The sequence below is a fragment of the Lysinibacillus sp. FSL W8-0992 genome (assembly GCF_038008685.1).
GTDB lineage: Bacteria > Bacillota > Bacilli > Bacillales_A > Planococcaceae > Lysinibacillus.
This window is the reverse complement of sequence record NZ_JBBOZQ010000001.1, coordinates 3305702-3331243: the sequence shown is the minus strand read 5'-3', so window position 1 is coordinate 3331243 and position 25542 is coordinate 3305702. Positions and strand designations below refer to the sequence as shown.

Sequence of the window (25542 nt, the reverse complement as noted above, 5' to 3'; positions counted from 1 at the left end):
TTAAGAGCACTGCTCTTCTTATAAAACATCAATATATAACGAAAGGGAGAACGAACTATGAAACAAAAAGAGACGAATCATCTTGAGAAAGTCCGGGATATTTACGAGATTTTAAACGGTAGAATGGAAGCAGATCTGCTTATTAAAAATGTAAATATTTTGGATGTGCATGGGGAAACGGTCTATCAAGGGTCTTTACTAATCTATGATAAGCGTATTGTAGCTCTAAATCCAGATGAATCAATCGCTAAAGTAAAAGAAGTATTTGATGGACAAGGGCTATACGCTATTCCAGGATTAATAGATGCACATTTGCATTTCGAATCTCAGCTGGCTCATCCAGTAGCCTTGGGCGAAGCAATGGTCCCTAATGGAACAACGACAATATTTGCGGAAACCTTAGACCTTCTAAGTGCAGCTGGTGAGGATGGGGTAAGAGCGGCTCAAGGTCTATTCCGTGATTATGAAAAATTGCCCTACAGATTATATGCATTTGCCCCTGGAAAGAAAGTAGCAGCATCGGTAACGGAGGAAGTCTTAAATATGGAGCCAGTAATCGGGCTAGGCGAATTTGAACATTTTACTTATAGTAAGGGGGATGAGGATGACTTCCTGAAGGCTTCCTGGGTAAGAGAAAAAGGGGGATTTATGAACGGGCATTGGGGCTTGACTGCTCTTCCAGATATGATCTTAAATTATTTACCTGCCATTGGTACATCCAATAATCATGATGTTTGGAATGGGGACGATATTGAGAAAAGTATTCGTTACGGTTTTCCAACCCAAATTAAGTTTGGTGTAGGGAGCAGTGAAGTAATAAAAACATTGCTTCGTTCCATTGTAGACCGTAAATTTCCAACAGATAATTTTATGTTATGTACGGATAATATCTCAATTGAAAGGTTACTTAAGATGGGGCATATGGATTGGATTATCTCACTCTGTACGGAGATGGGGATCAGCCCGATAAAAGCTATTAAAATGGCAACATTAAATACAGCCAAATCCTACCACATGGAAGATCAAATTGGATCTTTAACACCTGGGCGTTTTGCAGACATTGTATTGACAGACAGCTTATCGAAAATAAATCCACTTTATGTATTTAAAGATGGTGAATTGATTGCACAGGGCAAAAAATTATTAAAGAAAATCGAGATAGACTACTCTTCCATGTGTACGGAGGGTGTACAGGGTTTAGAGGACTTAACACCGGCTGAGTTAGACATTGTACCTTTTGAAGTTTCCGAAGATGGGAAAAAAGCAAAAGTCTATTTATTTGATGTATATGGGCGAGGTCATGAAAAGTTTTACCAAGAAATTTGGGTGCCAATAGTAAATGGCAAGATTATTCCGGAATATCAAGGTGAGAAATTAAGCCGCCTGTCTGTTATCCAACGATATGCAGATGGAAAACGCCATGTTGTAAATGGATTATTTAAAGGTGTTTATATCGAACATGGTGCAGTAGCAACTTTCTGGTCAGCGCCATCACCGTATTTCGTTGTAGTTGGACAGGAAAGTGAAGAGATGTGCTTCTGTGCAAAAGAAGTTGATAAATATTCTGGAGCATGTATTGTATCAGACGATAAAGCGATTAAAAGTGTGATGCCTCTTGAAATTTATGGCGCCATGGCTAATATGACTGTGGATGAATTAACTAATAGTGCTGACGCCATTGATGCAGCTTTGGAAGAAATGGGTAACCGCAACGAAGGGGAGCCGGTAGTGAATAAACTTTTAAGTTTGTTTATTTCTCTGCATCGTTTCCGCATCATGAAATAAGACTCAATAAATCCTGTGCATATTACTTACACCTTATTTAGGCTGTTTAGAGAAACATTTTAATGATACATGTGCGGTGAGAAAATTATTTTCTACCAAGAGGCACTAGTGCTAAATGTTCCACTCAAGATTTACATGATTGGCAATACTATAAAATTTCACAAGGGGTAAAGGGAGGATTTTTATGCAAAATGAAAGCGTTTTAAAATCCGATAAAAACAGTTTAATAAAAAGATGGATTGTATATATCATTGGAATATATATATTGTCAATTGGTGTTAGTTTAGCAATAACAGCGGGGATTGGCATTTCACCTCAAAGTGCCTTTCAAAGAGTTTTTGTTGTGCATTTTGATTGGTTAACACAGGGAAAGGCAAATTTCATTTTAGAGTGTATCATGTTAGTGTTGGCATTTTTAGTCTACAGAAAGGGTTTTAAGTTATACCATATTATGGGGCTTGTTGCTTCGGCGATATTTGCAGTTTTTTTAGATTTCAATCTATCTCTTACATTTACTTACCTCAATCTTCCTGAGTATTGGACGAAATTTTTAACACTTGTTATTGGAGATGCATTTTTAGCTTTTGGTGTATTCCTTATGCTTCAATCTAAAGTTGTTCTAATGCCTATTGATAATTTCGTTAATGCTGTTCAACTAAGGACTGGATTTAAATGGGGGAATGTTAAAACGTGCTTTGATTTGACTTTACTTGCTTTAGCACTAATCTTCGGTCTTATTTTAGCAGGTAAAATTATGTTTATTCGAGAAGGCACAGTTTTAAACGCTATACTTGTTGGACAATATATTAAACTATTTACTTACATGTACAAAAGAAATAAGGAAAAAAAAGGATTTGAAATTACTCAACCGATAGCAAAATAATTCAATTGCAAAAATAATAAACATAAACTAACTCCCCAAAGCAGCTTAATTTTGAGGAGTTTTTTATTATGATCCAACGGCTTTACTGAAAATATTAGCAAATGCATGTCAATATCGGCATAACTATTTAAAAGCTAATGGATTTCTAATATAAGATTTATTTTTCTTCATAGGCTCTGTTTTTTTAATTTTTTAGCTAGTTTCGAAGACTTGTTATGAGCTGATTTATTAAGGGTTTTCCTAAATCCTCTAATTTTGCATTATCTAACTGCAAACCCCAATAATAAATGGCTCCCATCAAACTTTGTACAATCATCTGAAAAAATTTTTCCGTAGAATCAAAGTGTCGAATTGATTGATCTTCTTTTCCTTCTTCAATTATTTGGTGAAGAATGACATACAGTTTACGATTTTCATTTGTGAAAAAAGTATGCTCATTACTTATGATGGCTGCGGAGTAAATAACCCGCATTAAATCCTTTCCCATCTCTTCCTCAATACAACGGAATACAGCTAGACAGAAGGCTTCCAGTCGTTCTATTGCTAAAGTATATTGTTGCTTCAATTCCTCATAGATATGTACATAGCTTTTGTCCATTTCCATAAAACGCATCATGAAAATGCTTGATTTAGATGGGAAATGTTGATAAAAGGACCCCTTTGATGTTTTACTTTCCTTGACAATTCGATCCACAGAAACATTATCGTAGCCAAGTGTTTTAAATAATTCAAGTGCTACGGTCATGATATGAAGTTGTGTTTGAATGCCTTTTGTTGTTTTATTCTCTAAATCCATTATGTTTCGCTCCTTAAAGAAAGAATTTTCTAAAATGTTTGACTATTATTTATTCTCATTATATCATCAGACTATAGTCTAGTCTAATAAGGAGTGATAATAAAAATGGAAAAGCTGAGAAAAGCTGAAGAGCTAGAATTTTTGTTTAAGGATTCTATGCGTCTATTAGTAGGAGGGTTTGGCATTTCTGGTACACCGTTAACATTATTAGATGCTGTTGCGAAGTTTGAGGCAGGAAATTATGAAGTTGTCAGCAATAATCTTGGGGATGAAGGGAAAGGTCTTTATAAAGTGTTCGAGGCAGGAAAAATCGATAAAGCAATTGGTTCATTTTTCACGATTAACAAAGAAGCTATAATGGCTTGGTCAATGGGAAATTTAAAAATTGATTTAATGCCCCAAGGTACTTTAGCAGAGGCAATTCGTAGTGGGGGTGCTGGCATCGGTGGTTTTTATACGCCAACTGGTGTTGGAACGAGACTAGCAGAAGGAAAGGAAGTTCGAGAGATTGATGGTGTTCGTTATTTATTTGAGAAGGCAATCAAAGGGGATATTGCCCTCATTAAAGCCGCGAAAGCCGATAAAGCGGGCAATTTGGTTTATCACACAACTGCAAGAAACTTTAATCCGATAATGGCAACGGCTGCAGAAACAGTCATTGTGGAAGTCGATGAAATCGTTGAAATAGGGGAGCTAAATCCTGAGGAAATTATAACACCCCATATTTTTGTAGATTACGTTATTGAAAGTAAGTACATCAAACAAGGGGGGACCTATGTTGAAGCTAAGTAGTCGTGAAATAATTGCAATGCATATTGCAAATGAGCTAAAAGATGGCGATGTAGTCAACCTAGGCGTGGGAATTCCAACGCTAGTCTCAAAATATATTGATGATAAAAAGATATATTTCCAAACTGAAAATGGCTTAATTGGCATGGGGCCACCGCCTCATGAAAATGAGCAAGATATAGATTTAATAGATGCCGGGAAAGCTCCTGTCACAATTACGCCAGAAGCAGCTTTTTTTGATAGCGCTTTCTCATTTGCGATGATACGAGGGAAACATGTGGATGTAGCTGTTCTAGGCGCATTGGAGATTGATTGTTATGGCGAAATTGCGAACTGGTCTGTACCGAATCAACCCATTTTAGGTGTCGGTGGCGCAATGGATTTAGTCGCTGGTGCGAAGAAGGTAATTGTAGCAAGTACCCTTTTCACCAAAAATGGTTCTTCTAAACTTGTAGAAACTTTAACGTTGGATTCTAGCGGTGAGCGTCGTGTTAATCAACTTGTTACGGAGTATGCGAACTTTTTATTCCAAAATGGTGAGATTTTCATTAAGGATATTTATGGGGATTTAACATTTGAAGAATTAGAATCACGCATTGGATTACCATTAAAACGAAAAATTAGTATCTAATTGAAGGAGGAAGCCTATGTGGAGTTTAATTACGATTACAATTTCATTAATATTATTAATCGTATTAGCACTAAGAGGATTTAGTATTATCATTATTGCTCCAGTTGTAAGCTTATTCGTTATGGTGACGAATGGGTTTCCGATTTTAGAAACGTTCCAAGAAACGTACATGACTGGTTTTATCAATTACGTTCGAAATTATTTTCTAATTTTTTTATTTGCAGCAATGTTCGGTAAGCTAATGGATGATAGTGGAGCGGCTCGTCAAATCGCCAATCTTTTACTTCGAATTATCGGAAAAGATAGTAAATATAAAGTGTTAGTAGCAATTATGGTTATCTGTGCGTTCTTAACGTATGGTGGTATAAGTTTATTCGTAGTTATTTTCGCAGTATTACCAATAGCAAAGCCATTATTCAAAGAGTTAGATATTCCGTGGCATCTATTTATGGCAGCGTTTTTTACAGGGATTGGGACCTTTACAATGACGATGTTACCAGGAACCCCTTCTGTACAGAACATTATCCCAACAAACTACCTTGGTACAACGGTTACAGCAGCTCCATTATTAGGGATTATCGCAGCCGTTTTTGTTATTGCGATAAACCTATGGTATATGAAATTTGCGTTAAAACGTTCAGAACAACGCAAGGAAACTTATGCAGGTATGACAAACCCAGATAATAATGGCAAAGATGGTATTAAAGATATTTACGAGGGCCGTTCATTACCAAATGCATTTTTAAGTTTAATTCCGCCAATTGCCTTGTTAATCGCTCTGAATATCTTCAAAGTTGAAATCATTTACACGCTAATGGGCGTTGTATTATTAACAACGGTATTGTTCTGGAAATACATTGAAGTCAAGAAAAATACACTTAACGAAGGCGCTGTATCAGCGGTACTGCCAATTATTAATACGAGTGCGGATGTTGGGTATGGTTCGGTTATAGCGATTACTACTGGTTTCAGTATTTTTAATGAAGCAATGGCGCAAATTCCAGGTAGTCCGCTTATTTCACTTTTCCTAGCAACTACAGCACTTGCTGGAATTACTGGATCTTCAAGTGGTGGGCTAGGAATTGCAATGGAAGCGCTATCATCGACTTACTTGAAAATGGGGTTAAATCCTGATGCAATGCATAGAGTAGCCGCAATTGCTTCGGGCGGTCTAGACTCGCTACCACATAATGGGGCTGTTATTACAATTTTAGTAGCTTCAAAGTTAACCCATAAGGATGCTTATAAACATATCTTTGTCGTTTCGGTTATTGCACCATTAATTGCAAGTATTCCAATGCTAATAGCAGCAATTTTATTATATTAATACTTAAGGGGGAAGGAAGATGATTCAAAAAATTGGGGTTATAGGATCTGGAACAATGGGATTTGGTATTGCTTTTCAATTTATCACAAATGGAATATCTGTTGTTTTACAAGATATTAACGAAGAATCTCTACGATTAGCTAGTGAAAAACTGAATACGTATCTGACAATTTTCAGGGAAGAGGGGACAGTGTTCGAAGATTCGGATAAAACGATTGTTGATCGTTTAACATTTACTACAAAAATAGAAGAGCTTGCTGATTGTGATTTAGTCATAGAATCTGCCACGGAAAATCTTGAGCTTAAGCAGAAAATTTTTAAGCAGCTTGATGAGGTTTGTGCTGATCATACAATTTTAACATCAAATACTTCAAGCTTAAAACTTTCAGAAATCGTTCGTTATGTAGAGAAGCGAAAAGATAAAGTGATGTTAACACATTTTTTTAACCCTGCGCATATTGTACCGCTTGTGGAGCTGCTTAAAGGTCCTGATACTAAGCAAGAGACATACGATGAAGTTGACACATTAATGAAAAAAGTGGGCAAAGTGACAATTAAAGTTCGTGTTGAAGTACCAGGCTTAGTAGCAAATCGTATTCAAGTAGCGTTAGCACGTGAAGCATTAGCATTGTTAGAAGACGGTGTTGTGTCAGAACAGGATTTAGAAAAGGCAATATTCGCAGGTCCAGGTTTCCGATTTGCCTCCAGTGGTTTATTGAAAATTATCGATTTTGGTGGATTGGATGTTTGGGGCATAGTACTGGATCAATTACAGCCAGCAATTGAATCTAAGGTTCGCTCGTATAGTGTGATTAAGGATAAAACTGAACAAGGCTACCTAGGTGTCAAAGCTTCTAAAGGTTTCTTTGAATATCCTGGAAAAGGTTTAGATGAATACGTAATCGAGCGTGATCGGTCATTAATTCAACAACTAAAAACATTTACTACTATTCAAAGGGGGATTGAACATGCGTAATATTTTAGTGACTGGTGCAGGTGGAGGTCTAGGATCAGCAATGGTGGAGAAGTTTGTCACTGAAGGAGATTACGTATTCGCTGCCGATGTAAAGTTAGAAGCTGCACAGGCAGTAGCTGACTTATATCCAGGGAAGGTTGAAGCAGTTGAATTAGATGTTTCAAATACAAATTCAGTTCAGCAAGTAATAAATCGTATTTGTGAAAATCACGAACTCCATGTGCTAGTGAATAATGCGGGCTTACAATACCGTGCTAGAATTGAAGATTTTCCAGAAGATCAGTGGGATTTACTTCAAAGTGTCATGCTAAAAGGACCGTTCTTAATGACGAAATATGTATTCCCGTATATGAAAAAGCAAAAACATGGTCGGATAGTTAATATTTCTTCGGTTCATGGTGAACTAGCAACACCCGAAAAAGTGGCATATGTTGCAGCAAAGCACGGTGTAATTGGTTTAACACGTGTAGCATCACTTGAAGGTGCCGCGCATGGGATTACGGTAAATGCTATTCTACCTGGACCAGTGAAAACACCTTTACTTGTGAAACAATTAAAAGATCTTGAAGAAAGTAGAGGTATGACTGAAGCAGAGGCATTAACCGAAATTGTATATCCGAAGCAAGCAATGCAACGTTTTATTACAGCTGAAGAAATTGCAGATAGTGTATACTTCATTTCTTCAAAACATGCAACGGCTATAACTGGCGAAGCACTTAATGTTTCGGGTGGGATGTAAAAAAAAGGGGGGATTAACCATGTCAGCATATATTGTAAATGGTAGTAGAACAGCATTTGGTTCTTTTGGAGGTGCCTTTGCTAATACAACTGATATCGATCTCGGTGTTGTCGTTGTAAAAGAAGCATTAAAACGTTCAGGACTTATGGCAAATCAGATTGACGAAATTGTGTTTGGTAATATTATTCAAACAACAAGTTCTTCGGCATATTTAGCGCGACACATCGGATTAAAAAGTGGTTTATCGGAGGACAGTACTGCACTTACGGTTAATCGTTTATGTGGGTCGGGCTTACAAGCAATTGTTTCAGCAGCACAAGAAATTGAACTTGGAAATATTCAAGCGGCAATTGCTGGAGGTACAGAAAATATGAGCCAAGCACCCCAAGTATTACGAGGTACACGCTTTGGATCGCCCAATAAAGCACCAATCGTAGAAGATATGTTGTGGGCGACTTTATATGATGAGGTCGCAGGATGTGGTATGGGGATGACGGCTGAAAACTTAGCGGAGAAATATGAAATATCACGTGAAGAACAAGATGAGTTCTCCTACAACTCACATAAACGTGCAGCGGAAGCTCGTCGTTCAGGTCGTTTTGCACAGGAAATTGCACCAGTATTAGTAAAGACACGTAAAGGTATGATTGAGATAACTGAGGATGAACATATACGCGAGGAGATTTCGATGGAAGCCCTAGCAAAACTAAAACCGGCATTTAAAAAAGACGGCTCAGTATCAGCAGGGAACGCAAGTGGTATTAATGACGGTGCCGCAGCAATCGTTCTTGTATCGGAAGCTTACTTACAGGAGCATCAGTTAAAGCCATTAGCAAAAATCGTCATTTCCGCAACGGCAGGTGTTGATCCAACAATTATGGGAATTGGCCCAGCTCCAGCGATTCGTAAATTATTGAAAAAAGTAAATTTAACATTAGAAGAAATCGGATTGTTTGAACTAAATGAAGCATTCGCTGCACAGTCATTAGCAGTTTTAAAGGAGTTAGGTATTAATCAAGAAAAAGTGAATGTCAATGGCGGAGCAGTAGCACTTGGGCATCCAGTCGGTGCAAGTGGTGCGCGTATTACTTACTCGCTTGCATTAGAAATGCAAAAACGAGGTGTTAGATACGGCGTAGCAAGCTTATGCATTGGCGGCGGACAAGGCATTGCTATTTTACTAGAAAATCCAACAGTGTAGTAGTGCAATATGAATTCACACTGCTTGGGGGTTTCTAACATCTAAAAACTTATAGTGCGTATTAATAGAAGTAAAAAGATTTTATTTTACAGGAAAGTTTGTTTAAAAATCATCTTATCTCTTAGCATTTTAAGAGATAAGATGATTTTTTTGTAGATATTTTTGATAATAGAATCGCGATAATAGTATATTTCCAATATAGTCTATACTGCTATTTACTATTAAAATTTAGTGGTGTATTTAAGCTAGTGCTCCTTGCATATAAACAGGGTGTTTTTTATTTTGACAAGAATGGATTTTCTCATTACGATATAATAAATGAGAATAATTATCACATAACAAGGTGAAGATTTTAAACAAAGCAATCAGTGATGTGAGCAATCTTTTACTCGTTTGTGAATGAGAAGAACGATGAACAATAAAAAAATTGACGAATGTCACAGTTAAACAAAACTAAATAGACTAATAAAAATAGTATTAGAAGCAGGATATAATATTTAGGACAGGGGTTGATGAGTAATGGAGTATCAAGTTCTTAGTCGAATACCACTAAAAAACCTAATGGATTTAAAGATTGATTTTGCTTTTAAGCATCTTTTTGGTAGTGAACGAAATAAACAACTAACAATTGTTTTTCTGAATGCTATATTAAACTGGACAGGTAGCAACAAAATAAAAGAAATAACGTTTATCAACCATGAAGTAGGTGGGGAGTATAAAGAGGATAAACAATCCCGCTTAGATATTGTCGTAAAAACAGAAAAAGAAGATATAATTAATATAGAAATACAATTAGCGAATAAAAATGACATGTTCAAACGAACTTTATTTTATTGGTCAAGGCTGTATAATTTGCAGTTACAAAAAGGAAAAGGTTATTATACACTGAATCCAACCATTACTATAAATATTTGTGATTTTACATTGTTCAAAGATATTGCTCATTATCATAGTACGTATCATTTATATGAAGATAAGACTTTACAGCGTGTACAAAAATCAGATGATGTTTTAGAAATTCATTTTATAGAAATGAATAAATTTTTAAAGGCTTGGCTAATGGAAGAACTAAATCCTATTGAAGATATAATCGTAAAATGGTTGCTATTGCTTGTTATGGTAGATGGTCGCAAGCAGAAAGTATATGAAGATATTTATAAAGTATTGGAGGAATTAGCGATGAAAGACAGAAACTTACGTGAAGCGTTTGAAGCGTGGGAAGAACTAAGTCAAGATCCAGAATCCATTATAGCGTACGAATCACGAGTCAAATTTATGATTGACGAAGTGGCAACATTAGAAGATGCAAAATACCATGCAGAACAAGCAGGGATTGAAAAAGGAATGCAAGAAGGCATTCAAGAAGGTATAAAAGCCATTGCAAGAAAGATGATAGGAAAAGGAAATAGCAATGAAGAGATTATGGAGTTAACAAGTTTAACGTTTGAAGAAATTCAAGTGTTAAGACAGGATGTAGAAAGATAGATAGATTAAGCTCAAATAACTTACTAGTTATTTGAGCTTTTTTATAATTTTTTGAAAATCTTCATACTTATGCAGTTATATTATTTTATCTTTAGATAATATCTTTTAATCTCATGTTTTACCCTTCGAATTGTTACCAACGAGTGTAAAACTAATTCCACCTAAGTGAAAACATGTTATTTGAGCATAATCAGTAGTAATTTATGAAAAAATAACTATAATTTTATTCACTTTTACTCTATTATTTGTAATAGTATTTCTCTTAACAAAAAACTTGACTAAACAAATAGGAATTAAGATAATAACAAAGTAGTTTTAATAATTATATAAATAAAATTTATTTGATAAAGTGGGGAAAATAATGTTTGCTGCGATAAATGGAACGAAAATTTATTTTGACGTAGAAGGTTCAGGGTATATTCCGGTAGGACCAAAAATGGTGAAAAAACCAGTACTTATTGCCGTACATGGTGGACCAGGTAGTGATCACTCTGATTTCAAGCCATGGTTAACGCCACTATCAGAATTCTATCAGATTGTTTATTTAGATCAAAGATGCAATGGTCAATCAGAGCGTGTAGATGTAACGACAGCAACATTTGATCAGTTAGCAGATGATATCGAAGCTTTACGCAATTATTTAGGCTTAGAAAAAGTTGCTGTGCTAGGCCATTCTTTCGGTGGGATGATTGCCCAAGTATTTGCTACGCGCTACCCGCAATCAGTGAGTAAGCTCTTATTAATTAATACTGCACCAAGCTATGAATTCTATAAGGAAGCTAAAGAGTTTGCACAACGAATTGGAACGGAAAAACAAATTCAAACTATTCCAGAGTTATTTGAAGGTAACATCCGTGACGACGATCATTTAATTCAATGGTGGGATATTTGCTGGGATTTATACTGGTACAACTATCAGGAAGAACTAGGTGGCGATACAGGAAGTCGTCCAATCGGTTCCTTAGAAATTACAAACTATACGTTCAAACATTTAATGCCACAATACGATGTACGCTCACAAATTGTCAACCTTGAAGTGCCTACATTAATTGTAGCGGGCCGTCACGATTGGATTACACCGTTAACACAGTCAGAAGTAATGCATTCATTAATTAAAAATTCGCAATTAACTGTATTTGAAGAGAGTGGGCATATGCCATTCATCGAAGAGCATGAAGACTTCTTAATCGTAGTACGAGAATTTTTATTAAAGGACTGATTCAAGATGCATACCACATTACAAGCCTGGCATAAACAACGTCATTTAGAAGTAACGGGAGCACAAGGCGATTTAAGTTTAATCGCAATGCATGAGTTAACGAGTGAAACAACAGTTAAACAAATTGCTGGAAGTTGGAAGCCGACAAACCCATCTGTACCAGGTCTTACCTTAACGGCATTAGCTGAAGACCAATTATTTATAAACGGTGTGCTAATGGAAGGTATGGTGAATATTATTGCGGATAAAACTATCGTTCAAACTACTAACGGCATTTCTGCAATGGCTACAAGTCAGCCAGGCTCTATGCATTTACTAGCCATTTGGGATGAAAACAGCTCTGCACTTCAAACGTTTAGTCATATTGATTCGTACGAATTGAACGAACAAGCAATTTATAATGGAAATCTTATAAAAGATGATGCGATGATTGAGTTTTCTCACACGGGAGATGACAATCGTGCAGCGCGTAGTCATGAATCAATAGGTGTTATTGAAGTGGAAATTGGCGGAGCGCTATATAGATTACGACCTTTTCAATCTGGACTACACTCAATTATTATTTTCCAAGATGCAACAAGTGGTAACGAAACATACGGTATGGGTCGTATGTTAATCATCGAACTATTAGACGATGATACAGTGCTTCTTGATTTTAATAAAGCCTTTTTACCGCCATGCGCATTTTCACCTTACTTTAACTGTCCGATGCCACCTATGAGCAATCGCATTCAAAGTAAAGTGAAGGCAGGCGAAAAGCAAATCATTTCATTGGATTCATAATAAAGCATCTAAATTAGAGAAATAGGAGAAATAGCAATGTTCAAAAACTCAAAAAAGGTTATGTTAGCGTTATTAACAATGGTAGTACTAGTTGTTTTAGCAGCTTGTGGTAACGATAAATCTTCTTCTGAAGGGAAGAGCAGCGATAAAAATGTTATTAATATCGGTGTTACGTATCCAGCTAGCAACATTAATCCATTACAACCTAGTGGATTAGTTTCTACTTATGTTTCAAATTTATTATTTTTACCATTAGTTGATTTAGATTCAAAATTAAACTATCAGCCAATGCTAGCTGATTCAATTACAACAGAAAATAATCAAACATTTACAATTAATTTAAACAAAGAAGCTAAATGGACAGATGGCACAGATATTACAACGGATGACGTAATCTTTACATTGGAATTAATGGCAAACCCTGTTGTGGCGTCAAACTATGCTTATATGTTTGCAATTGTTGAAGGCTTAGATGATAGTGGTTACTTACCACAAGGTTCCACTTCTATTTCAGGCGTTACAAAAGTAGACGAAGATACAATTCAAATTAAAACTAAAAAACCAACGACATTATCCATCTTCCAAGATACAGTAGGTCGTTATTTACTAACATTACCGAAGGCACAACTTGAAACACTTGCAGTTGAAGAGCTAAATGCAAGTGATTTCATGCAAAACCCAACAGTAACTTCTGGTCCATTTATCATTTCAAAAATGGATCGTGCACATTTTGTAGAAATGGTACCAAATAAAGATTACTTCAAAGGTGCTTCTACATTAGATCAATTAAACTTTAAAGTATTACAAGGGAATCAAATTGCTGCTCAATTAAAGAGCGGTGAAATTGATATGAATATCCCTTCAGCAGGTGTTATTCCCGTTTCAGATTATGCAAATGTGCAAGGTTTAGATACATTAAACACGGCTTATGGTGAGCCATTAGCTACACAATATATGTATATTAATGAAAACGTTGTGCCAGATGTGAAGCAACGTCAAGCGATTTCATATGCTATGAACCGTCAGTTAATTATTGATAATTTATTAAAAGGTGCTGGTGAAGTAACGGATGGCTTCTTCCCAAGCAATAGCCCGTACTTAAATGAAGGTATGAAACCAGTTAAGTATGACCTAGAAAAAGCAAAACAATTATTAGCTGAGTCTAGATGGGATTCAAGCAAAAAGTTGAAATTAGCTGTATTATCAGGTGATGCAACGTTAGAGCAAGCTGCAAACATCATCGTAGAAAACCTACGAGAGGCAGGTATTACAGCTGAAATCCAAATGATGGATTTCGGTACAATTATCGATGAAATCGTAAGTCAGAAGTATGATTTAGCGATTTTAACAGTATCCATTACACCAATTAACCCACTTCCGGATATTGCTTACTTCTTAGGAGAAGGTAATCCAAACGCTTATAACAATGCACGTGTCAATGAAATTTTAGCTGCATTAGCGACTGAAGTAGATGAAGTGAAAATTAAAGCGTTATACGGTGAATTACAAGAAATAACACAACAAGAAGTACCAATGCCATCAATTTATGCTACAACAGCATTAGGCGCAGTTAATAAACGAGTTCAAGGCGCTACACCAAGCGACTTCGGTATGTTCATTAACGTACACGAGTGGACTGTTAAATAAAGAGAGAGATAGGACGTGTTTTAATGGAGAGTTTGCTAAGCGTAAAACAGCTGAAAACGGCATTCGAAACTGAATATGGAAAAGTAGTCAGTGTCGACGATGTTAGCTTTGATGTAAAAAAAGGTGAAACATTGGGGATTGTTGGTGAGTCGGGAAGCGGGAAAAGCGTAACAGCACTCTCTATTATGCGTCTATTAGGGAAACGCGGTTCAATTGAGCAAGGTGAGATTACATTAGAAGATAAAAACTTAACAGCTCTTTCTAATAAGGAATTTCAATCGTTACGAGGGAAAGAAATTTCAATGATTTTTCAAGAGCCAATGACCGCGTTAAATCCTGTTTTTACAATTGGTCATCAGCTAGTAGAGGCCATTTTACTCCATACAGATGTCGATAAAAAGGAAGCAAAAGCAATTGCTCAAAATATGTTAGATAAAGTTGGTATACCTAATGCTAAACGTGTGATGAAGCAATTCCCCTTCTCTTTATCAGGTGGAATGCGACAACGTGTCATGATTGCAATAGCTTTAGTATGTAAACCAAAGCTATTAATTGCGGACGAACCGACAACGGCGCTTGATGTAACGGTACAAGCACAAATCATGCGCTTAATGAATGAATTGTGTTATGAGCTGCAGACATCTGTTTTACTTATTACACATGATTTAGGTGTCGTTGCAGAAATGGCAGATCGTGTCATCGTTATGTATGCAGGGCAAGTTGTCGAAGAAGCAGATGTTTTTACATTGTTTGAACGACCATTACATCCATATACAATGGGCCTAATGGATTCAATTCCATCAATGGATTTTGACGGAAAACAATTAAAGGCAATACCAGGTACGATACCAGGGCGTTATCAAAATATTGTTGGCTGTCGTTTTGCAAACCGTTGCGCTTTTGCAACAGAGCATTGTAAAAAACAGCAACCACCATTAATTGAAGTTGAAAAAGGGCATAAAACGAGATGTTTTGAATGGCAAAAGGTCGCACAAGGAGGAGAGCAGAAATGAAAAAGGAAACAGAGCAAAACAACTCTCCGTTACTTGTATTAGAAGATGTTAAAACGTACTATCCGTTTAAAACAGGCTTTATGAATTTAAAAACCGATTATGTGAAAGCAGTAGATGGCGTTTCATTCGAAATTTACGAAGGGGAAACAGTTGGGCTTGTAGGAGAATCTGGCTGTGGGAAATCAACGTTAGGGCGCACGATTATCGGTCTAGAACCGAAAACAGGGGGACGTATTCTATTTAATGGTCAACAAATGGATTATCGAACAGACCGCGTTAGCTTAAGTCAACAAATCCAAATTGTTTTCCAAGATCCATATTCTTCTTTAAATCCAAGACAAACAATCGGATCATTACTTGCAGAACCGCTACGCGTACATAAAATAGTCCCGACGAATGAGATAGCGCAGGAAGTAGACCGATTACTTGCGTTAGTGGGGCTACCAACGACAGCAAAAGAGCGTTACCCACACGAGTTTTCGGGTGGTCAACGCCAACGTGTCGGCATTGCTCGTGCGTTATCATTACGACCAAGATTATTAATTTGTGATGAGCCTGTATCGGCATTAGATGTATCGATTCAAGCGCAAATTTTAAACTTGTTTAAACAGCTTCAAAATGAATTAGGGTTAACATACTTATTCATTGCGCACGGTTTAGGTGCAATGAAATATATTAGTGATCGTATTGCAGTAATGTATGCCGGCAAAATTGTGGAGATGGGTAAAACAGAACAAATTTTCTTAAACCCTCAACATGATTATACAAAAAAATTATTAAATGCTTATCCGAAGCCAGATCCGACAAAACGAAGTATTATTCGCCGTGAAAAGGGGACAGATGCATGCTAGGATATATTTTAAGACGATTATTAATCGCCGTCCCCGTTTTATTTGGTGTATCGGTTATTAACTTCATTATTATGCGAATGGCACCAGGTAATCCTGTCGATATGCTCGTGAGCCCTAAGTTACCAGAGGCCGCAAGACAGGCTAAAATGATAGAATTAGGACTAAATGATCCAGCCTACATTCAATATTGGAATTGGTTAAAAAACTTAGTGTTGCATGGCGATTTAGGCTATTCAATGATTACGTATGAGCCTGTAACCGAGTTAATTGCGAGCCGAATGGGTCCGACAATTATTTTAATGGGAACAGCGTTAATATTAGGGTTAATTATTGCGATTCCAATTGGCATTTATAGTGCAACGAAGCAATATTCGAAACTTGATTATACATTTGTAACGGGTTCATTTTTAGGAGTTTCCATACCTAACTTCTTCTTGGCTTTATTATTAGTATATATTTTCTCAATTCAATTAAATTGGTTACCTTCAGGCGGTATGAAAGAATTAGGTGCTGAAGGAAGCTTCGGATCACTTTTATGGCATATGATTTTACCTGTGACAGTGCTTGTCGCAAGCGTTGCTGGGAGAAACATCCGTTATGTGCGTTCGGGCATGCTTGAAATTATGGGACAAGATTTTTTACGTACAGCTCGTGCAAAAGGAGTAAAAGAATTTTTCGTTGTGAATAAACATGCGATGCGAAATGCTTTAATTCCAATTGTAACAATTATCGGATTAGAGATTTCGATTTTATTTGGTGGAGCAGTTGTAATTGAGCAAATTTTCTCCTGGCCAGGTATTGGTCAGCTTACGCTTTCTTCCATTATGAGCCGTGATTACTCTACCATTATGGGATTAAACTTAGTAGCTGCATTCATTGTTATTGCTTCAAATATTTTAACGGATATTGTATACGCATTTGTCGACCCACGTATTCGCAAAAGCTATGTTGGGGGTGGCAAACGATGAGATTATTTAAAAGGTATTTTAATAAAAAACAGTATGATACAGAACACACGGTCACTTGGAATGAAGAATTTGCTGTAGCAAATACGAAGAGCCTATTTTGGAAAAGATTCAAAAAGCATAAATTAGCTGTAATTGGACTATGGTTTTTAGCGATTGTAACGATTGCGGCCATTTTTGCACCGTTTATTGCACCGTTTGATCCAGCTGAAATTACAAGCGAATTTAGTGCACCACCTTCATGGCAGCACTTACTAGGTACAGATCAAGTAGGACGAGACGTGTTTAGTCGCGTCATTTATGCGGCACGTGTTTCGTTAGCTGTAGGTATTGGTGCGGTGGCAATTTCGGCGATTATTGGTACTGTATTAGGGTTAATTTCTGGTTATTTTGGTGGCATTATAGATGGGATTATTATGCGTATTACAGATATGTTTATGTCATTTCCATATATTTTGTTTATTTTAGTTGTTGCTAGTATTGTAGGACCAGGGTTAACGAATATCATTCTTATTTTAGGGGTGCTAGGCTGGCCAGGTATAGCACGACTTGTGCGCGGCAATGTTTTAGCGATTAAGCAATCGGACTATGTGAAAGCAAGTATTGCTCTAGGATATAAGACGCCACGTATTTTGTTTAAGCATATTTTACCGAATACCATTGCACCTATTTTGATTTTCGCTACTTCTGGTGTTGCAGGGGCAATATTAGATGAAGCAGCATTAAGCTTTTTAGGCTTAGGCGTACAGCCGCCAGATGCAAGTTGGGGGAATATGCTTTCAAATGCCCAATCGATTTCGATTTTAACGGATCAACCGTGGCTTTGGATTCCACCGGGTATTTTAATATTATGTACCGTTTTATCAATTAACTATATTGGGGATGCATTGCGAGACGCACTTGACCCACACAATTCAAAGTAGCAAAAGGGGCAGATCCGAAAAAAACATTATTTTTCGGATTTGGCTTTTTTGATTTTGGATCATACTTTAGCAATTGAAATTAAACGAATGTAATTTTGTGCTTACATTTTCCTAGAAAAGACAAAAACGGATTTGGAAAATTACACGTTTTCCAAATCCGTTTTATTTATTCGACTTTACCGTAATAATCAATAATTTTTAAGAATATTGTTGCGATATTTAGCAATGCACGCTCATCAAAATCGAATTTCGGATGGTGGTGAGGGAATTGTGTATTTGCATGTTCATTGGCAGAGCCAACGTGAATAAAGTTTCCTGGTACATGTTGTAAGTAATAGGCAAAATCTTCGGCACCCAAGACTGCAGTTTTAATTTCGAAAGCTTCTTCTGTGAATTGTTCTTTAATTAATTGTTCAACAATAACAGATTCCTTTTCTGTATTAATTAAAACAGGATAGCCTTTTAAATAATCGATTTCATAGTCTACATAATTTGAAACTTTTAAGCCATCTAAAATAGCGAAAATTTCTTTTTCAATTTGATTCCGTACATTTTGATTTAATGTACGAACAGTACCTTCTAATGTAGCAGTGTCTGCAATAACATTAAAGGCATTTCCTGCGTGTAAACTACCAACTGTTACAACCGCTGCCTCAGTTGGATTTACTCGACGGCTAACGATTTGCTGGAAGTTTTGAATAAGCTGAGTCGCTGCAATGATTGAATCCTTCGTCGTATGTGGGTAAGCTCCATGTCCACCTTTACCGAATAATTTAATCGTAAATGCGTCAACAGAGGCCATTATTGGACCAGCTGCAGTTGAAATTTTTCCTAAAGGTAAATCGGAAGCTAAATGAGCTCCAAATACAAAATCAACACCATCAAGCGCGCCATCCTCAATCATAAATTTTGCTCCACCTGGTGGTTTTTCTTCAGCAGGTTGGAAAATTAAACGGATAGAGCCTCTTAATTGATCTTTATTTTGCTGTACAATTTTTGCAAATGCAAGTAGTGCAGCAGTATGTCCATCATGACCACAAGCGTGCATAACGCCAGGTACTGTCGATTTATAGGGTACGTCTTTTTCATCATTGATTGGTAGGGCATCGAAATCGGCACGGAACGCGAGTGTTTTTCCTGGTAAAGCGCCATCAATGTTAGCGACGATTCCATTTTTGCCAACGCGTTCGCGGAATGGGATACCATATTCTTTTAATGTATTAGCAATAAAAATGGATGTTTTTTCTTCTTCAAATGATAATTCAGGGTGCATATGCATATAACGACGATTAGCTACAATTTCATCGAAAAGTGTATGTAATTGTTCTACTTGATTTTGAAAACTCACAAGATCACCTCTATCTAAATGTATGAAAATGATAATACGTTGATTAAACCAAGTTGTCAAGTATGATATAAAAATATAAACGCTTTATGAATAAGTTTTCTTAGGTCCAATCCAATCGCTCTTGTTTTTTAATGTAAGTGGAATCTTGCGAAAAAACATCATTCTTAGATAAGCACAAGAAGATAAAGGATAAAAAAAGGACGATTTTAACTGATTTTGTTGAAAAGGAATACTTATTTACGTTAAACAAGCATTCTAGCATTTGATTCTCGCTCCATGCGGATGCTTCCTCAGGTGCATCGAAAACTGCAACCCTCGCTAATGTGCCCCTTGTTGCATTTATATACTTTGTGTTTCTACAGGAGTTACCACCTCGGTTTTAATCATTTAAACACGCAGGTAGATAAATTCTATTTTATAAAAAGGGGAGGGCATAGTCCTTGATGGAGTTGAAGATATTGGCAGTGATTCTAATATACTAGCTTATTATCCTTATTGTATACTAATACATCATTTAGCATCGTGTCAGTTAAACTACGTGGAATAGTTTCCAGAGTAATATATAAATTTCTAAAGTTTTCGTTAATAAGTGCAACTTCAAATAAGTGCTTAGTATTGCCTTCATTTACAACTATATAATTTATTTTCTCATTATAGTTACCACTTAAAAGAATATAATTACCTCGATTTGTATGTATGATATTGATATTCTTATCTAAAATATTAGATTTTACAAAAATAATTTTTAATTTTTTGTTAACATAATTCACTTTGAAAACTGCATATCCCTTTTTATTACCATACTCAAATAAAACAATCTTTGAATTAGATTTTGAGATGTCATATTCTTCTATCGATGAAATTTCTATATCGTCCTCTAATTGTTGTTGAATACTAGTAGTCATTGCACTCTCGTTCGATTCAATAGAATAAGTTCTTTGTATAATTAAAAATACAGTAAATATAAGAAGAATAGAAATAATTATTATGTAATTTTTCAAGATATATCCCCCGTACATTGTATTTTGAATTTATTAACTTTTGTTGATAAAAACTTTTTGAATAGGGTTTTATATTATGCGATGCTATTATATGGAGGTATTTAACAATTAGAGTTATACAAGAAATTAGTGATGTACTATTCGCGCTTACGCCCATATCACTGGATTTTGCAAAAGAGTACAATCTTGTTTGGCCTGTTAAGCACAGTAGGTTAGGCGCGAATAGTATTTATTGTTTCGTCTTCACTGTTTACTCTAAAAATTTTTTACTTTACTAGATGAACAAAATAAAATTTTAATACCCTTTCGAGTTATATGGGTTTTTATATGTGACACTTTGAATATAAAAATTAAATTGAAAGTTTAATATGTTATTAACAAGTATTCTTACAATCCATTTTCCTGTTTGCATGGTATTTGAATCAATTCTAAGCCCATGCTTTATAGTAGATGAACTTTGAAAAAAATCTACAGGTAAATATTTATCAGTAATATAATATGTTCCTTCTGGTCCTATCCATTCAAAAGTTACGATAATACTATACTTAATTGTGTCAATAATTGTTCTATTAATATTCACTAAAAGGCCCATCACCTCATCTGTTAAAAAGAAATTTTTAGTAAACAAATAAGTGTCCGGATTGGAATTTTGAATTTTAAAAGATTGAACAGACAATATAAAATCCTCATAAATTTCTGTATTAATTAGATGCTGATCATAAACCGAATATATCATAGTGTTTTTATCTTTATAAATATTTAGGTTTAAAGGATCCAAAAAAAAGTTAGAATCATTTAAACAATAATAATACAAACAGTTTTGAATTAATACCAAATTATCGATTTCCCATTGACACGAAATTCTATTGTAATAAAGAGGTACATTGATTAATTCATTTCCTTCTAAATACTTCATTTCTAGCTTTTTGACAAAAGGAGATAAATTAATTTGAAATTTTCTATTTACCATACGCCTCGTTCTTGTCCTAAGCGATATACAAAATTTGTACCGAAAGAAATTACAGCACCTACCCCAGTTGTTTTAGCAGCTGTTGATATAGCAGCTTTAACAACGGATTGTTTTGCTTGTGAAGCACCTACTCCGACGGCAGCTTTATGTGCGTTTGCTTTGTTATTATTATAGGCTTCAACACCGACTTTATAACCATCTTTAGCACCTGTTATAGCAGCACCTACAGTAAAAACTGGCCAAATTTGATCTTTTACCGTTTGTTTTAAAGCATTATTGATACTAGTTGACCAACTTGCCATAAACATCACTCCTATAAAAAATATATGTACTTATAATAAAGAGGGAAAATTAAATTTCTTATAGATACCTGTAGATTTTTATAAAAAGATATTTCTTCGGAAGGGAGGAAATTTCACAAATATCTTTTCACCCAGAAAATTCAAATAAGTATACTCTTTAGCATTGAAAAAATAATTTCCCCAATAATTATATGTACATATTTAATTATATTAGAAGCCTAAAAAAATGAATATTCAAAATATAAAAAGTTCAAAAACATTTAAAAATTATTGGCTTCAAACTATCATTAAATAATAGGGGGAATGAGAAATGAAGAAGCAATTTTGGAATGTTTTTGAAATGAATTGTGTTGAGACAGATTAATCACGTAATCTGGAGAATACTTGGAATAAAAAATATTAATTACGAAGTCTTAAAATTGGACTAATCTAGTTATAACTGTAGAAGAAGTGAAATTTTATTCTCTTTTTAGCTGATGTAATTGAAGATATTAATATGTATTGGAGGAATTGGCGATGAAAGACAGAAACTTACGTGAAGCTTTTCAATCTTGGGAAGAATTGAAAATACTAAGCAGAACAAGCTAGGATTGAAAAAGGCATTCAAAAAAGTAAAAAGCAATGCGAGAAAGATGATAGTAAAAAGGGAATAGCAATGAAGCTCAAAGAACTCCGGGAGTTATTTGAGCTTTTTTATTTTAGCAACAATTTGCTTAGAACCAACCATACGATAGTTACAGTGATGCAAGGCTTGAAGAATACACTTCGAGTACGCCAAGCCTCCTCACTTAAGCGACTGCGCCAATGCAACCAAGCTTTTTACCCCTTCTCTTATTTGCTTTTCATTTGCATAAGAATAACTTAAACGTATCCAAGAAGATTGTTGTTTTAATGGATCGCATATTTGCCCTGGCACAAAGGATATAGATTTTTCGATACTTTTCGATAATAATAATTCAGTTGAAAGTTGATCAGGGAGCTGCACCCATAAATTCAGACCACCATTTGGACTGACCCATTGCCAACCTGTTACTGCTAGCTCTTCCTCCATAATTTCTTTTCGTATTTGTAGGGCGATTGCTCTCTAGGAAATGACTGGTGGGAATGGTATTACACGTAAGTCCATCGCCGCGAGCTCCTAAGTGCCAAAGAGGCGGATGAACTGGGTGTAAGTGTCAGCTCGGTCTAAAGAGAACGCATTGAGGAAGCGGAGCCGTATTGCCCCATTATCAGGAAGTGGCTGAAGTGATTATTACAAAAGGAAAAGTAAAACTCCTACAAAATGGTGATTGGAAATCCTATAAAGGAGGTGACACATTCGTAGTTCCCAAAGGGGTCGTTCACACTGTTACCAATTACGATATCGAACCTACTGAGCGAGTAAGTATCTTTATCCAGGTTCATGAAGGAATCCAAAACGAAAACTTCGCGTCACATATAGTAGAGTCGGAAAAATAAGTTGATATATGAGAAGGAGCAATCCGTTAATATTTTGGATTGCTCTTTGTATTTTGGTCAATTATTTCGTTATGTTAATTGTTTTATGTGAATATAAATTCCAAGGAGACCTTGACCCTTGATCATGTGTATAAATAGTCTTATATCCTGAACCATCACTTCTGAAAATACCGAGTGACGGGAATAAGGTGTGGTACCCTCTGATTTTTGTAGTCCCATCTTTATAAATTTCTGTACGGAACTCGTATTCTACATTTGGCGCTAAGGTGTAATAAGGGTGAGCTGCTTTGTGAATGAAATTAATATCAATCATTGAACTAGTTTTTTTAGTAGCTCCTAAATAAACATTATTACTAGATGCTTGTTTTCGGTCAACAAATGTATATGTTCCATTGGAGTTTTTTGTGTAACGATTTGTCCAACCAATTGATTTTGTTTCCTCAACTGCTAAAGTTGACCAATTGATTGATGCTTCTAGTGATGATCGAGTACTTCCTTGGGAAGTTATTGTAGTACGATTATCTGTTCCGTAATAGTAGCTTCCAATTGGTGCTGGAATATATCCAGGATATTTAGGAGTATTTAAAATCATTGTATTTATTTTTATCCATGTATTTGTTGATATTGCTAAAGGCATTATTTGGGGCTTTGCTCTATAATTTTGAAGAGAAATTTTTTGGACATTTTCCTCTAAAGTTTTAACTGGAGTAGAAATTTCTATTAAATCGAAAGGATTTTCCTCTATTTCTTTATATACTTGTGAGAATAAATTGTTAGCAGATGTATTCACATCATCTGTTAGCAAATAATTCAGGAAATCTATTTTTACTTGTTCGATTATTTGCTCAAATCGGGTATTAGTAAAAGGTATTTCACCAGTAATTGTATATTGATATTCGGTATTTGCTGATGGAGTATTATCTATGTAATGGCTTTCTTTTGTTACTCCTATGAATTGATTATCTCTATAAATATAATATTCAGTAATATTATCTACATCAGGCCAGTCTAAAATGATACTTGATGTTGTAGAAAATGTGTCTATTCCTATTTCTTCATTATTAGATGAAGTAGTATATATTTTTATATGTGAGTTTGAGAATACTTGGTCGTTATAATCAATAGCTGCTATTTCATATTCATTAAGGCTACCTTCAGAAAGATTTTTACTTTCGAATTGTGCTTCAGTTCCCTCGTACAATATTCCGTGGTTGTGTTTAACTATATATTTTTTTGCTTTAGGTATGGAGTTCCATTTTACAATCATCTCATTAGCATTTTTATTTACTTGGAAATCTGAAAAATTTTGATTGAAGGATTCATCTTCATAAGCGAAGACAGAAATAGATGGTATTAACAAAAATGATAAACAAATTGCAAATAGGTATAAAAAAAGTTTTTTGTTTTCCATATATATTCCTCCTTGTTTTTAGATTAATTAAATAATAACTAAATTCCGTATTAGATATCAAGGAACGAAGAAATAAAAAAAATTTATAGAATAAGAATATTATATAGCAACTTAAAATATTTGATTGAGCGTAGTGTATCAGTTAATCTTTTAGAAAAGAAGAAACACTTCGAGTTCTAGAGTATTTTCAGTAGGCGACATCTGAATGAAAACATAAAACATTATCGCTTATTACGAGATGTGAGTGAAGGAGTGAAAATATGTTTAACAGAAAATTGTTAGCAGCTTTTGTAACAACAGTCACATGTTACTTTATCGTACCTTTTTTCTTTAACGATTTTACGAACTCTTATTTCGCAATCGGGCTTGGCGTGAGTATTATTTCAGTTCCCATACTATTTACTATTGGAATTTTAGCTTCCTCGGTGATTGAATTACGAACTAAACATATCTTACTTGCTTATATGAAACATTTTGGCTGTGGATTAATTTGTGTTTGTGTGTTTTTGCTGTTAACTGACTGGGATATAGAATTATTTTTTATTTACACATTAATAGCATTTGTTTATGTTACCGTTTTCTTTATTTGTGATAAGTTAATTAAACGTAATCAATGAAGATATCTATAATGCATTTGAAGATTAATTTGAAAAATAGGCTGCTACTCAATCAAAAAGATAATTGATAATTTGGGGATTTTATTCTGTTCATAAATACTAGGCAATAAATTAATGGCTATTCTGAGTCTAATATTCATCGAAAAAAGGTAATTATAAGCTACAAATTAAATGAAATGGATATAGAATATAATAGCATAATAGTATAATTATGATAATTTTTAAGAGGAATTGTTGGTTATGTGGAAATTTACTAAATGTAACACCAGGTAATATTGCAGACAAAAATGTTCTAGAAAGCAAACAGATAAGAAAGTAGTCGTAATAATATTTTAAAAAGAGATGTTTTTAAGCTACATCTCTTTTTTATGCTAATCTTTCCAATCTTTATTTTCCTAAACACCTGTTATTGTGAGAGATGC

The 25542-nt window shown here is 35.1% G+C and carries 24 protein-coding genes and 1 pseudogene; 18 read left to right on the top strand and 7 right to left on the bottom strand.

Annotated features, from left to right (window positions below):
• Positions 1–57: 57 nt before the first annotated feature.
• Positions 58–1785 carry an amidohydrolase family protein gene (locus NSQ74_RS16770; protein WP_340824821.1) on the top strand — a complete coding sequence of 576 codons (1728 nt, stop codon included), beginning with the start codon at positions 58–60 and terminating at the stop codon, positions 1783–1785.
• Positions 1786–1969: 184 nt separating this feature from the next.
• Complete coding sequence (locus tag NSQ74_RS16765; RefSeq protein WP_340824820.1) at positions 1970–2668, top strand: YczE/YyaS/YitT family protein; 699 nt, start codon at positions 1970–1972, stop codon at positions 2666–2668.
• Between the two features lie 196 nt (positions 2669–2864).
• On the opposite strand, the gene NSQ74_RS16760 is transcribed toward NSQ74_RS16765, so the two are convergent.
• Complete coding sequence (locus NSQ74_RS16760) at positions 2865–3464, bottom strand: TetR/AcrR family transcriptional regulator (RefSeq protein ID WP_340824818.1); 600 nt, start codon at positions 3462–3464, stop codon at positions 2865–2867.
• Positions 3465–3569: 105 nt separating this feature from the next.
• Between NSQ74_RS16760 and NSQ74_RS16755 the strand changes: the two genes are divergently transcribed.
• The 14 genes from NSQ74_RS16755 to opp4C all read left to right on the top strand — a co-directional run bounded on the left by NSQ74_RS16755 (position 3570) and on the right by opp4C (position 18013).
• The gene (locus tag NSQ74_RS16755; RefSeq protein ID WP_340824816.1) at positions 3570–4256 is read left to right on the top strand and encodes a CoA transferase subunit A; all 687 of its coding nucleotides are present in this window, start codon (positions 3570–3572) and stop codon (positions 4254–4256) included.
• The gene (locus tag NSQ74_RS16750) at positions 4240–4884 is read left to right on the top strand and encodes a CoA-transferase (RefSeq protein ID WP_340824815.1); all 645 of its coding nucleotides are present in this window, start codon (positions 4240–4242) and stop codon (positions 4882–4884) included. Before NSQ74_RS16755 ends, NSQ74_RS16750 begins: the two co-directional genes overlap by 17 nt.
• A gap of 16 nt (positions 4885–4900) precedes the next feature.
• A complete protein-coding gene (locus tag NSQ74_RS16745; RefSeq protein ID WP_340824814.1) occupies positions 4901–6211 on the top strand; it encodes a GntP family permease in 1311 nt (436 codons plus the stop codon).
• 19 nt (positions 6212–6230) lie between these two features.
• The gene (locus NSQ74_RS16740; protein ID WP_340824813.1) at positions 6231–7187 is read left to right on the top strand and encodes a 3-hydroxyacyl-CoA dehydrogenase family protein; all 957 of its coding nucleotides are present in this window, start codon (positions 6231–6233) and stop codon (positions 7185–7187) included.
• Complete coding sequence (locus NSQ74_RS16735) at positions 7180–7926, top strand: 3-hydroxybutyrate dehydrogenase (RefSeq protein WP_340824811.1); 747 nt, start codon at positions 7180–7182, stop codon at positions 7924–7926. Before NSQ74_RS16740 ends, NSQ74_RS16735 begins: the two co-directional genes overlap by 8 nt.
• 19 nt (positions 7927–7945) lie before the next feature.
• Positions 7946–9127 (top strand): thiolase family protein, encoded by a 1182-nt coding sequence (locus NSQ74_RS16730; protein ID WP_340824809.1) that lies wholly within the window; start codon positions 7946–7948, stop codon positions 9125–9127.
• Between the two features lie 519 nt (positions 9128–9646).
• Positions 9647–10612, top strand: a complete 966-nt coding sequence (locus NSQ74_RS16725) for an Rpn family recombination-promoting nuclease/putative transposase (protein WP_340824808.1) — start codon at positions 9647–9649, stop codon at positions 10610–10612.
• Between the two features lie 361 nt (positions 10613–10973).
• Positions 10974–11831 carry an alpha/beta fold hydrolase gene (locus NSQ74_RS16720; RefSeq protein WP_340824806.1) on the top strand — a complete coding sequence of 286 codons (858 nt, stop codon included), beginning with the start codon at positions 10974–10976 and terminating at the stop codon, positions 11829–11831.
• Between the two features lie 6 nt (positions 11832–11837).
• Complete coding sequence (locus NSQ74_RS16715; RefSeq protein WP_340824805.1) at positions 11838–12614, top strand: DUF1684 domain-containing protein; 777 nt, start codon at positions 11838–11840, stop codon at positions 12612–12614.
• Between the two features lie 36 nt (positions 12615–12650).
• Positions 12651–14261 carry an ABC transporter substrate-binding protein gene (locus tag NSQ74_RS16710; RefSeq protein ID WP_340824804.1) on the top strand — a complete coding sequence of 537 codons (1611 nt, stop codon included), beginning with the start codon at positions 12651–12653 and terminating at the stop codon, positions 14259–14261.
• Between the two features lie 23 nt (positions 14262–14284).
• Positions 14285–15274: an ABC transporter ATP-binding protein gene (locus NSQ74_RS16705; RefSeq protein WP_172771129.1), complete on the top strand. Its 990-nt coding sequence runs from the start codon at positions 14285–14287 to the stop codon at positions 15272–15274.
• Positions 15271–16125: an ABC transporter ATP-binding protein gene (locus NSQ74_RS16700; protein ID WP_340824802.1), complete on the top strand. Its 855-nt coding sequence runs from the start codon at positions 15271–15273 to the stop codon at positions 16123–16125. Before NSQ74_RS16705 ends, NSQ74_RS16700 begins: the two co-directional genes overlap by 4 nt.
• The gene (locus NSQ74_RS16695) at positions 16119–17093 is read left to right on the top strand and encodes an ABC transporter permease (RefSeq protein WP_337981527.1); all 975 of its coding nucleotides are present in this window, start codon (positions 16119–16121) and stop codon (positions 17091–17093) included. Before NSQ74_RS16700 ends, NSQ74_RS16695 begins: the two co-directional genes overlap by 7 nt.
• Complete coding sequence (gene opp4C / locus NSQ74_RS16690; RefSeq protein ID WP_340824801.1) at positions 17090–18013, top strand: oligopeptide ABC transporter permease; 924 nt, start codon at positions 17090–17092, stop codon at positions 18011–18013. The genes NSQ74_RS16695 and opp4C overlap by 4 nt, the downstream gene beginning before the upstream one ends.
• A 166-nt stretch (positions 18014–18179) precedes the next feature.
• Here opp4C and NSQ74_RS16685 read toward each other — a convergent pair whose 3' ends face one another.
• The 5 genes and pseudogenes from NSQ74_RS16685 to NSQ74_RS16665 all read right to left on the bottom strand — a co-directional run.
• A complete protein-coding gene (locus NSQ74_RS16685; RefSeq protein ID WP_340824800.1) occupies positions 18180–19361 on the bottom strand; it encodes a M20 metallopeptidase family protein in 1182 nt (393 codons plus the stop codon).
• A gap of 470 nt (positions 19362–19831) precedes the next feature.
• Positions 19832–20362, bottom strand: a complete 531-nt coding sequence (locus tag NSQ74_RS16680; protein ID WP_340824799.1) for a hypothetical protein — start codon at positions 20360–20362, stop codon at positions 19832–19834.
• A gap of 295 nt (positions 20363–20657) precedes the next feature.
• Positions 20658–21332, bottom strand: a complete 675-nt coding sequence (locus NSQ74_RS16675) for a hypothetical protein (protein WP_340824798.1) — start codon at positions 21330–21332, stop codon at positions 20658–20660.
• Entirely contained in the window at positions 21326–21634 is a 309-nt protein-coding gene (locus NSQ74_RS16670; protein WP_172771135.1) for a hypothetical protein, read from the bottom strand. The genes NSQ74_RS16675 and NSQ74_RS16670 overlap by 7 nt, the downstream gene beginning before the upstream one ends.
• A gap of 784 nt (positions 21635–22418) precedes the next feature.
• Positions 22419–22712, bottom strand: a pseudogene (locus NSQ74_RS16665) (PLP-dependent aminotransferase family protein); the annotation flags it as partial.
• 158 nt (positions 22713–22870) lie between these two features.
• Here NSQ74_RS16665 and NSQ74_RS23445 point away from each other — a divergent pair.
• Positions 22871–23092 carry a hypothetical protein gene (locus NSQ74_RS23445; RefSeq protein ID WP_445669078.1) on the top strand — a complete coding sequence of 74 codons (222 nt, stop codon included), beginning with the start codon at positions 22871–22873 and terminating at the stop codon, positions 23090–23092.
• A 61-nt stretch (positions 23093–23153) separates the two neighbouring features.
• On the opposite strand, the gene NSQ74_RS16660 is transcribed toward NSQ74_RS23445, so the two are convergent.
• The gene (locus tag NSQ74_RS16660; protein WP_340824793.1) at positions 23154–24503 is read right to left on the bottom strand and encodes a DUF3238 domain-containing protein; all 1350 of its coding nucleotides are present in this window, start codon (positions 24501–24503) and stop codon (positions 23154–23156) included.
• 260 nt (positions 24504–24763) lie between these two features.
• Between NSQ74_RS16660 and NSQ74_RS16655 the strand changes: the two genes are divergently transcribed.
• A complete protein-coding gene (locus NSQ74_RS16655; protein ID WP_340824791.1) occupies positions 24764–25120 on the top strand; it encodes a hypothetical protein in 357 nt (118 codons plus the stop codon).
• The last annotated feature ends 422 nt before the right edge of the window (positions 25121–25542 follow it).